Source organism: Salinicola sp., assembly GCF_982684285.1.
In genome coordinates this window covers 1-10,665 of sequence record NZ_CEXLVS010000146.1, presented here as the reverse complement: position 1 = coordinate 10,665, position 10,665 = coordinate 1, and the positions used below count along the sequence as shown (strand labels likewise).

The window sequence follows — 10,665 nt, the reverse complement described above, 5'->3', positions numbered from 1 at the left end:
CTCGGTGGGCGCCAGCGGCGACCTGACGCCGCTCTCCTACGTCGCCGCCATGCTCTGCGGCGAGCGCGAAGTGATCTGGCGAGGCGAGGTCCGGATGGCGGCCGACGTCCATGCCGAGCTGGGCTGGCAGCCGCTGACGCTGCGACCCAAGGAGGCGCTGGCGCTGATGAATGGCACCGCGGTGATGACCGCGCTGGCGTGCCAGGCGTTCGGTCGCGCCGAGTATCTGCTGAAGCTCGCCACGCGGATCACCGCACTCAACGTGGCCGCGATGCGCGGCAACCCCGATCACTTCAGCGCGCGGCTGTTCGCGGCCAAGCCTCATCCAGGCCAGGCCAGGGTCGCCGCCTGGCTGCGTGCCGATCTGGAACTGGAATGCCTGCCGCCCCAGCAGCGCCTGCAGGATCGCTATTCGCTGCGCTGCGCACCCCACGTGCTGGGGGTGCTGGCCGACAGTCTCGACTGGCTGCGCGGCTTCATCGAGACCGAGCTCAACAGCGCCAACGACAACCCGCTGATCGACCCGGATGCGGGCGAAGTGATGCACGGCGGCCACTTCTACGGCGGCCATATCGCCTTCGCCATGGACAGCCTCAAGACCCTGACCGCCAACGTCGCCGACCTGCTCGACCGTCAGCTCGCGCTGCTGGTCGACAGCCGCTACAACCACGGCCTGTCGAGCAACCTCTCCGGTGCCCCGGCCGGGCGGGCAATGATCAATCACGGCTTCAAGGCGGTCCAGATCGGCGCCTCAGCCTGGGCCGCCGAAGCGCTCAAGGGCACCATGCCCGCCAGCGTCTTCTCGCGCTCCACCGAGTGCCACAACCAGGACAAGGTGAGCATGGGCACCATCGCCGCCCGCGACGCCCTGCGCGTGCTCGAGCTCACCGAACAGGTCGCCGCCGCGACGCTACTGGCCGGACTGCAGGGGGTTGGGCTGCGCGGCGATCCCCTGCCCGCCCCGCTTGCCGAGATGGTCGCGACGCTGCGCGAGGATTTCGTCCCGGTGGTCGAGGACCGTGCGCTGGATGGTGAGCTGAGGCTCTGTCTCGAGCGAATTCGGACGCGGTATTGGGCGCTTTATTCGCAAGACTGAGAACCACGTTACCGACATCTGCGACTGCCAGCCGGCGCCTTTTACGGACCGCGCTGTGCGAGGCTGGCGTGGGTCGGGTCGCGCGACATGGATGTCGCGCGAGGCGCGTTGGGACAGGGATGTCCATAGGCGCCGACCCGAACTCACGTCAGCTATCGCACAGGGTTTCGCGGTTCGTGGCGCCAGAAGAGGGAGAGCGAAGAGAGGGCGAGCGTTAAGCCCTCTCTTCAGGGCCAGCATAGGGTTGGTTAAAACGAAGGCAGTCGTAACCTCGCCAACATAGAGCCAACCACCCATAAAAAAACCGGCTTGCCCCAAGGTTATAAACCCCAGGACAAGCCGGTTTTCGTCATCACGCCAACGCTGGCGTCAATCGACCGTTACGTCAGTCGACCTTCACATCAATCAACCCACACGCGCGCATTGCGGAACATCCGCATCCAGGCGCCATCCTGCGTCCACGCCGGCGGTCGCCAGGAGTTGGTCACCGCGCGGGCGACCCGCTCCGGATGGGGCATCATGATGGTGACGCGGCCGTCCGGCGTGGTCAGGCCGGTGATACCGGCCGGCGAGCCGTTGGGGTTGGCCGGATAGCGCGTCGTCACCTGGCCCTCGTTGTCGATGTAGCGCAGCGCGATCTGGCCGCTGGTCTGCATGCCGCGCAGGTGGCCGCTATCCTCGAACAGCGCCTGACCCTCGCCGTGGGCGACGGCGATCGGCAGGGTCGAACCGGCCATGCCGGCGAGCAGGATCGACGGGCTATCCTCGACCTGGACCATCGACACGCGGGCCTCGAACTGCTCCGAGCCGTTGCGCACGAAGCGCGGCCAGCGCTCGGCGCCGGGGATCAGCTCTTTCAGCTGCGAGAACATCTGACAGCCGTTGCAGACGCCGAGGCCGAAGGTGTCTTCCCGTTCGAAGAAGGCCGCGAACTGGTCGCGAGCGCGGCCGTTGAACAGCGCCGACTTGGCCCAGCCGCCGCCGGCGCCGAGCACGTCGCCGTAGGAGAAGCCGCCGCAGCCGACCAGGCCCTTCATGTCATCGAGGGTGACACGCCCGGCGAGAATGTCGCTCATGTGGACATCGACCGCCTCGAAGCCGGCATGGTCGAACGCCGCCGCCATTTCCATGTGTCCGTTGACGCCCTGCTCGCGCAGGATCGCCACCCGCGGCCGCACCCCGGTCTGGATGTAAGGCGCAGCGACGTCGTCGTCGACATCGAAGGTGGGACTGGCCGACAGCCCCGGATCGCGCAGGTTGAGCAGGCCGTCGAATTCGCTCTTGGCGGATTCGGGGTTGTCGCGCAGCGCCTGCATCCGATAGCTGGTTTCCGACCAGACGCGCTGGGTCATGGCCCGGGTGGTTTCCAGCAGCGGCTCTTCGAACAGCGTCACGCGGACCTGGTCGTCGTAACGCGGGCGGGCGATGACGCCACAGGTCTCGATGCCGGCAGCGGCGAACTGCGCCAGCACGAATTCGGTATCCTGGCGGTTGACCTGAATCACCGCGCCCAGCTCCTCGGCGAACAGCGCATCCACCGCGCCGACGGCATCGTCGGTGAGCCAGTCGAGCTTGATCTCGAGCCCGCCGCGGCCGGCGAAGGCCATCTCCAGCAGGGTCACGATCAGGCCGCCGTCGCTGCGGTCATGATAGGCGAGCAGCTTGCCGTCGGCGTTGAGCCCCTGGATGACGCTGAAGAACGCCACCAGGTCCTCGGCTTCGTCCAGATCCGGGCAGACGTTGCCGACCTGGCCGTAGACCTGCGCCAGGGCGGAGCCGCCGAGACGATTCCGGCCGCGACCGAGATCGATCAAGATCAGGTCGCTCTCGTCCTGGTCGAGGCGCAACTGGGGCGTGAGCGTGCGCAGCGCGTCGGTGACCGGGGCAAAGCCGGTGATGTTCAACGTCAACGGCGCGGTGATGCTCTTCTCGCCCTCTTCGGTCTGCCAGGCGGTGCGCATGGACATCGAATCCTTGCCCACCGGTACGGCAATGCCCAACGCCGGGCACAGTTCCATGCCCACGGCGTGGACGGCGTCGTAAAGCGCCTGATTCTCGCCGACGTGATCGGCGGCGCTCATCCAGTTGGCGGAGAGCTTGATGTCGGAGAGCTTCTCGATCGGCGCGGCGGCGAGATTGGTGATCGCCTCGGCCACCGCCAGACGCGCGCTGGCCGCCGGATCGATCAGCGCCACCGGCGGGCGCTCGCCCATGGCCATCGCCTCGCCGGCGTGGGTGTCGTAGCTCGACGTGGTGACCGCGCAGTCCGCCACCGGCACCTGCCACGGGCCGACCATCTGGTCGCGCGCGACCATGCCTGTGATCGAGCGGTCGCCGATGGTGATCAAAAAGCTCTTCGAGGCCACCGTCGGCAGCCGCAGCACCCGATCCAGCGCTTCGCGCAGATCGAGGTTGTCGAGCCCGAGGCCCGGCAGGTTGAGCGTCTCGCGCTCGAAGCTGCGCTGCATCTTGGGTGGCTTGCCGAACAGCACGCTCATCGGCAGATCCACCGGATCGGCCTCGAAATGACCGTCGCGCACGGCCAGGTGGTGCGACTCGGTAGCCTCGCCGACCACGGCATAGGGACAGCGCTCGCGGGCACACAGCGCATCGAAGCGCTCGAGCTGCGCCGGCGTCACCGCCAGCACGTAGCGCTCCTGGGCCTCGTTGCACCAGATCTCCAGCGGGCTCATGCCCGGCTCGGCGTTGGGCACCGCACGCAGGTCGAACAGGCCGCCGCGGCCGCCATCCTTGACCAGCTCCGGCAAGGCATTGGAGAGACCGCCGGCACCGACGTCATGGATGAAGGCGATGGGGTTGTCGTCGCCCCGCGCCCAGCAGCGGTCGATCACTTCCTGGGCGCGGCGTTCGATCTCGGGGTTGTCGCGCTGCACCGAGGCGAAATCGAGATCCTCGCTGGAGGCGCCGGAGGCCATCGACGACGCCGCACCGCCGCCGAGGCCGATCAGCATCGCCGGACCGCCCATCACGATCAGCTTGGCGCCGACCGGGATCTCGCCCTTGAGCACGTGGCCATCGCGGACGTTGCCGTAGCCGCCGGCCAGCATCACCGGCTTGTGATAGCCGCGCCGCTCGATCCCGCCGGCGCCCACGGCGTCGAGCTCGAAGGTGCGGAAGAAACCGTTGAGGTTGGGGCGGCCGAACTCGTTGTTGAACGCCGCGCCACCAATCGGGCCTTCGAGCATGATATCGAGGGCCGACTGGATGCGCTCGGGCTTGCCGTAGTCGAACGCCTCCCACGGCTGGACGAATTCGGGAATCCGCAGGTTGGAGACAGTGAAGCCGGTCAAGCCCGCCTTGGGCTTGCCGCCGCGGCCGGTGGCGCCCTCGTCGCGAATCTCGCCGCCGGCACCGGTGGCCGCCCCCGGATGCGGCGCAATTGCCGTCGGGTGATTGTGAGTCTCCACCTTCATCAGGATATGGATCGGTTCCTGAGTCGCCCCGTAAACCTGGTTCTCCGGCGAAGGGAAGAAACGCCCCGCTGTCGGCCCTTCGATGATAGCCGCGTTGTCGCTGTAGGCCGAGAGCACCTTGTCGCTGGAACACTCGAAGGTGTTCTTGATCATCTTGAACAGCGAATGGGTCTGCGGCTCGCCGTCGATCACCCAGTCGGCGTTGAAGATCTTGTGGCGGCAGTGTTCGGAGTTGGCCTGGGCGAACATCATCAGCTCGACGTCGGTCGGGTTGCGCCCCAGCTCCCGGAAGGCCTCGACCAGATAGTCGATCTCGTCGTCGGCCAGCGCCAGCCCCAACTTGCCGTTGGCGTCCGCCAGCGCCGGACGCCCGCCCTGGATCACGTCGACCGTGGCCAGCGGCGTCGGCCGGTGATGGGAGAACAGCTTGGCCGCGTCGCTGGAGTCGAACAGCACGGTTTCCGTCATTCGATCGTGCAGGCGCGCCACCAGGGCCTCGTAGCTGTCGGGGGCCGGCGCGCTCTTCAGCGTCACCCGATAGGCGATGCCCCGCTCGATCCGCGCCACCGACTCGAGACCACAGTTGTGGGCGATATCGGTGGCCTTGGAGGACCACGGCGAGATCGTGCCGATACGGGGCACGACCAGAAACAGATGCCCTTCGGGCGATGCGTCCCGCCCGGATTCACGATCGTGGCCTTCATGATTCTGAAAACCATGGCCCAGCAACCGCTCCAGCACCTGGCGCGCCTCGGCGTCGAGCTCGTCATGATGGTCGACGAAATGAACGTAATGTGCCTTGAGGGACTCGACTTCGGGAACGACAGCGCGAAGATCGGCGAGCAGTTTGGCGTGACGGAATGCAGATAGCGCGGGAGCGCCTTGCAATTCGAGCATGGCGTGGAAAGCCTCCAGGACGGTCGGGGATCGCGTCCGTCTCGTGCGAGACGGACGGCGATGCCGGGATCAGGGCGCCATGATACTGGAAAGCGGCGGCGCTCGCTAAGGCAACGGGCCTGGCGCCGATCGAGGCCGCTGCAGCGTGGAAAAATCTTCTGCAACGGGAGCGAGAGGCCCGCCCCTCGGGATGCGTAGCGCGGTAGCCAATGGATGACAGCGGGACGGGGGCCGGCTATGGTGTGCCGTCACGCTGTCACCGATCCCACTGCATGTCCAAGCTCATGACACGTCTGCGGCGCGCGCTGGTACTGCTGTTGGCGCTGGCGATCGTCCTCTGTCCCGCTCAGTTGGCGCCGCGTTTCGGCGACGGGCTGGAGCCGATCCGCAAGCGCGATTTCCTGCAGGTGGCGACACGCAGCGGGCCGATCACCTTCTACGCCGGGGGGCATGGCCCGACCGGCTTCGAATACGAGCTGATGCGTCGCTTTGCACGGTCGCTGGGCGTCAGTCTGTCGGTCGATACCGAGGAGAGTATCGGCGGCGTGATCGACCACGTGAGACGTGGCGACGCCGACATGGGCGCCGCGGCCCTGGCACTCGACCTGGACCGGAAAGGCATCCGGTACAGCCAACCGATCCTCACGCTGCAGCCGCTGGTGGTCTATCGCCGGGGCCTGCCTCCGGTACGTACCCTGGACGATCTCGTCGGTCTGCGTATCGGCGTGATCGCCGACTCCGGCAATGCCGAGGCGCTACGCACCCAGCAGCGCAATCTTCCGGGTCTGGGCTGGAAGGAGGCGGAGGGCCTGGCCATCGCCGATCTGATGGAGATGGTCGAGCGCGACGACCTCGATGCGGCCGTGGTCTACACCCAGCAATTCAGGCTCAACCGGCTGTTCTTCCCCAACGTCGAACGCGGCTTCCCGCTGGGCAAGCCGATGAGTCTGGCCTGGGCCTTCGCGGCGAACCAGCCGATCGACCTGCTCAGCGCCGCCAACGATTTCCTGGAAGAGCAGCGTCGCAACGGCGAGCTCGATGAGCTCGTGGGGCGCTACTTCGGCCACGACGATTATCTCGAGTACGTTGGCGCCCGGCTCTTCATCCACCACGTGGGGACGCGGCTGCCGCGCTTCGTGCCCTACTTCAAGGAGGCCGCCCGGGAGACCGGCTTCGACTGGCACCTGCTGGCCGCGCTCGGCTTTCAGGAGTCACACTGGGAGGCCGATGCCGAATCGCCGACCGGCGTTCGCGGGTTGATGATGCTGACGCACCCCACCGCCGACGAGGTCGGCATCGATAATCGCCTCGACCCGCGTCAAAGTATCGACGGTGGCGCCAGGTACCTGCTTCAGGTCAAACAGCGCCTTGCCGATGACATACCTGAACCCGATCGAACCTGGATGGCGCTGGCCGCCTACAATGTCGGCCTGGGGCACCTGTTCGACGCCCAGGAGATCGTTCGCCTGCGCGGCGGCGACCCCAAGCGCTGGGCCGATGTCCGCGAAGCGCTACCGTTGCTGCAGGAGCGCGAGTGGTACTCCCGGGTGCGCCACGGTTACGCTCGTGGCGGCGAACCGGTAATCTACGTCCGTAACGTGCGCCGTTATTACGAGATTCTGAAGTACGTCAATCGCAGCCAGCAGCAGTTCAACCAGTTGGGCGAGCGCGCACTGGACGAGGAGAGTACCGCGCCCTTCGAAATCGTCGCCCCGCTGCTGTAATCGGCGGCCGCGCCGTGGAGAACCCTAACGCCCATGCCTATGGTGGTGTCACGTCTATCGCTGTACCTGGCGTTCCCGATCGCGTTGATTGCCCTCTGGCCCGCCGGCGAACCGGATCAGCGCTGGCTGCTGATGCCACTGCTGGGCGCGCTCTGGCTGGGTCAAGTCGCCGCATCGCGACAATGGATCAGGGCCAGCCGCTGGCTGCTGATTCCTACCTGCCTCCTCACCCTGACGATCCTCTCCAGTTATCTGATGGGGGAGACCTGGCTCAGCGTCGATGTCTGGCAGCAGTGGCTCGATCGGCTACCGGGAAGCTGGGAGCTGTTCCGCGGCCGGCCTCCGATTCTCTCGCTCTGCATGATCTTCGGTCTGACGCTCAACGTCCTGCTGCTGTCGCGCCTGGGCCTCGGCTCGCCGATGCTGCTGCTGTTGGTCGCCATGGGCGGCGCCTGGCTCGGCTACCGCTCGCTGGCTCCGCCCTCGCAATACGCGTCCAGCACGACGGGAGTGCCCGTGGCGATCCTGGCGGCGTTGTGGCTTTTCTGGTTCGCCCAGTGCCTGGCGCTGCTTCCCGCGCTCCGCCGCTACTGGCGGCGAATCCTGCCGCCCCTGGCGACCGGCGGCCTGATTGCCCTGCTGGCCATGATCAGTTGGCAGGAGCAGCGCCAGACCGACAACCTGCGCCTGTATGACCTTGCCGCCAGCGAGGGCAACGACATCGCCACCAGGATGGCTTCGGAGACGGCATCTCACCTCAAGGCGATGCGACGCTTCACCAGTTTCTGGAACATGCTGGGCGATGTTCCGACTCGCTCCGAGTGGGAACAACAGGCCAGGCTCTACCATGACGACTTCGGCTACTTCCGCAACATCGCCTTCATCGACCTCGACGGCACCGTCATCCGCGTCTATCCGCTACGCGGCAATCAGACAGTACTCGGCACCAATCTCTACCGGGTGGACTCACAGGACCGGGAGGCACTGGATCGTCCACTGGTCTACGGCATCGAAGGGCAGACGGGGATCGTCGATTTTATCCAGGGCGGGCGTGGCGTGATCAGCTACCTCCCGGTGCGCGACGTCGTGGATGGAACACTGATCGGTGCGGTGGGGATGGTGGTGAGCGTCGACAAGCTGCTCAATTCGCTACTGGCGCAGACGCCCAACCAGGACCGTGCGGTGACGCTCAGCGACCACCGGCAGCTCTACTTCTACTACGGCCCGCTGGGCAATCTCGCGGACTGGCAGTATCGCCAACCCGTCACCGTGGGCACCGATCGACTGACCCTGAGCGTGGCGCCCTCCCTGCACTGGCTGCAGGCGAAACGGAGTCGGCTGCCGGAAATCACCCTCGCCTTCGGCATCCTGCTGGCCTACCTGCTGCACATGGTGCTCTATATCTACCGTCGACTGGCCCACCAGCATCACCTGGCCAACCGGGCCAACGCCTCGCTGCGCGAGGAGATGAAGGCGCGCGAGCGTCTTCAGCACGAGATCGAATGGATCGCCCGTCACGACGAGTTGACCCAGTTGCCCAATCGGCGCGAACTGCTGCGCTGGATGGACGATCAACGGGACCCGCTACCGCTGGCGCTGCTGATCTGCGACCTGGATCACTTCAAGAGCGTCAACGACCACTTTGGGCACCTGGAGGGCGATCGCTATCTCAAGACGATCGCCCAGCGCTGTCGAAGGCCGGTAGAGCGCGCGGGCGGGCTGTTCGCCCGTTACGGCGGAGAGGAGTTCGTGGCCTGCCTGCCGAACTGCGATCGACAGACCGCCGGGGAGATCGCCGAGGCGCTGCGTGTGGCGGTGGCCGAGAGTGGCCTGCTCCTGCCGGGCAACGTGCCGGTGACGCTCAGCATTGGCGTCAGTATCACCGACGAGCCGCCGATCCGGCGCGACCGACTCTTCCAGGCCGCCGACGATTCGCTCTACCGCGCCAAACAGGGCGGACGCAATCGCGTGATCCTCACCGACGCCACCTGAGCCGGTTCACGGCTGCATGGCATCCCGCCGGCGTTCCCGGAAGAACTGCTGGAGCAGCCGCTTTGCCGGCACGGCCAGCACGCCACCCTCCACCTCGACCCGATGATTGAACCAGGGCTGCGCAAAGAGATTGGCGCGGGATTCGGCCATACCGCCCTTAGGCTCCGCGGTGGCGTAGACGACCCGCCGGATGCGGGCATGGATGATCGCCCCCGTGCACATGAGGCAGGGCTCGAGGGTGACGAACAGCGTGCAGTCGTCCAGCCGATAGTTGCCCAGCGCCAGCGCCGCGCTTCTCAACGCCTGGACTTCGGCATGGGCGGTAGGATCCTGGCCACCGACCGGGCAGTTGTAGCCGGCACCGATCGGCTCGCCCCGGCCATCCACGACCACGGCGCCAACCGGCACCTCGCCCGCCTCCAGCGCCAGCCGGGCCTGCTCCAGCGCCCGGTGCATGTAGAATTCATCGTTGCGTATCATGATCGTCCCGTATTGCCGCGCCGCGTCGCGGCGAGTCGCCAGCGAGCAGGATATACTCGTGACCAGCCATCACCGACGCGCCATCAAGGATACCCGAATGACACAAGCGCTGAACGACCTTATCCAGCTTCTCGGCCTGGAAGCGCTGGAGGAGAACCTGTTCCGCGGCCAGAGCCAGGACCTGGGACTGCCGCAGCTTTTCGGAGGCCAGGCCCTGGGGCAGTCCGCCGCCGCCGCGACCCGCACGGTGCCCGAGGATCGCTATCTGCACTCGCTGCATGGCTATTTCCTGCGCCCCGGCGACGCCCAGCTCCCGGTGGTCTACTCCGTCGATCGCGTTCGCGATGGTGGCAGCTTCACGACGCGGCGCGTCACCGCGATCCAGAAGGGCAAACCGATATTCTTCTGCAGCGCCTCCTTCCAGGGACGGGAACACGGCCTGAGCCACCAACCCATGGCGCCCGATGTCCCGACCCCCGAGGCGCTGCTGGCGGAAGGCAAAGCGGTCCACCAGCGCTTTCGTGGACACCCCGTCGAATTCATCACGGTGGAGGAGCGCCATGACTGCCCCCCCTCGCGGATGATCTGGTTCCGAATGGGCGGCGGTCCGATGCCGGACGATCCGGCACTCCACCGCTACCTGCTCTCCTACAGCTCGGACTTCAACCTGCTGTTGACCTCGCTGCTGGCCCACGACGTGGAGTTCGGCGATCCACGCCTGCGCATCGCCAGCTTGGATCACGCCCTGTGGATCCACGAGGACCCCAGAATCGACGAGTGGTTGCTGTACGTGATGGAGAGCCCCTGGGCGGGCGGCGCACGCGGTTTCGCTCGCGGCAGCTTCTACGACCGCGACGGCCGTCTGGTGGCCTCGACCGCGCAGGAGGGGTTGGTGAGGGTTCAGCCCTGAGCCGCGAGCCGCGAGCCGCGAAGAACAGCGTGGATGCGGAACGAAGAACGCCAGCGACATCGTCGCTGGCGTTCTTCGCTCGAAGCTCGAAGCTCGAAGCTCGAAGCTCGAAGCTCGAAGCTCGAAGCTCGA

General features: G+C 66.5%; 6 protein-coding genes. 4 read left to right on the top strand and 2 right to left on the bottom strand.

All coding sequences use genetic code 11. The features are described 5' to 3' along the window. A partial coding sequence (locus tag AC3AYF_RS13205; RefSeq protein ID WP_487779836.1) for an HAL/PAL/TAL family ammonia-lyase occupies positions 1-1,096 on the top strand: 1,096 nt, incomplete at its 5' end. A 401-nt stretch (positions 1,097-1,497) separates the two neighbouring features. On the opposite strand, the gene purL is transcribed toward AC3AYF_RS13205, so the two are convergent. After that, positions 1,498-5,427, bottom strand: a complete 3,930-nt coding sequence (gene purL / locus AC3AYF_RS13200; protein WP_487779835.1) for a phosphoribosylformylglycinamidine synthase — start codon at positions 5,425-5,427, stop codon at positions 1,498-1,500. Between the two features lie 272 nt (positions 5,428-5,699). Here purL and mltF point away from each other — a divergent pair, with 272 nt between their 5' ends. After that, positions 5,700-7,151, top strand: coding sequence for a membrane-bound lytic murein transglycosylase MltF (gene mltF / locus AC3AYF_RS13195; RefSeq protein ID WP_295035005.1), 1,452 nt, complete (start codon positions 5,700-5,702; stop codon positions 7,149-7,151). Positions 7,152-7,184: 33 nt separating this feature from the next. After that, on the top strand, positions 7,185-9,143 hold the full coding sequence (locus tag AC3AYF_RS13190; RefSeq protein WP_295035003.1) for a diguanylate cyclase: 1,959 nt from the start codon (positions 7,185-7,187) through the stop codon (positions 9,141-9,143). A gap of 6 nt (positions 9,144-9,149) precedes the next feature. Here the strand turns inward: AC3AYF_RS13190 and tadA are convergent, their stop codons facing one another. Continuing rightward, positions 9,150-9,620, bottom strand: a complete 471-nt coding sequence (gene tadA, locus AC3AYF_RS13185; RefSeq protein WP_295035072.1) for a tRNA adenosine(34) deaminase TadA — start codon at positions 9,618-9,620, stop codon at positions 9,150-9,152. A gap of 100 nt (positions 9,621-9,720) precedes the next feature. Here tadA and AC3AYF_RS13180 point away from each other — a divergent pair, with 100 nt between their 5' ends. Continuing rightward, positions 9,721-10,533: an acyl-CoA thioesterase domain-containing protein gene (locus AC3AYF_RS13180; protein WP_295035001.1), complete on the top strand. Its 813-nt coding sequence runs from the start codon at positions 9,721-9,723 to the stop codon at positions 10,531-10,533. Positions 10,534-10,665: the final 132 nt, after the last annotated feature.

What these genes read in the sequence shown, in the direction of transcription:
- purL (WP_487779835.1), bottom strand. Translation starts at nt 5,427, where the DNA reads ATGCTCGAATTGCAAGGCGCTCCCGCGCTATCTGCATTCCGTCACGCC.
- mltF (WP_295035005.1), top strand. Translation starts at nt 5,700, where the DNA reads ATGTCCAAGCTCATGACACGTCTGCGGCGCGCGCTGGTACTGCTGTTG.
- AC3AYF_RS13190 (WP_295035003.1), top strand. Translation starts at nt 7,185, where the DNA reads ATGCCTATGGTGGTGTCACGTCTATCGCTGTACCTGGCGTTCCCGATC.
- AC3AYF_RS13180 (WP_295035001.1), top strand. Translation starts at nt 9,721, where the DNA reads ATGACACAAGCGCTGAACGACCTTATCCAGCTTCTCGGCCTGGAAGCG.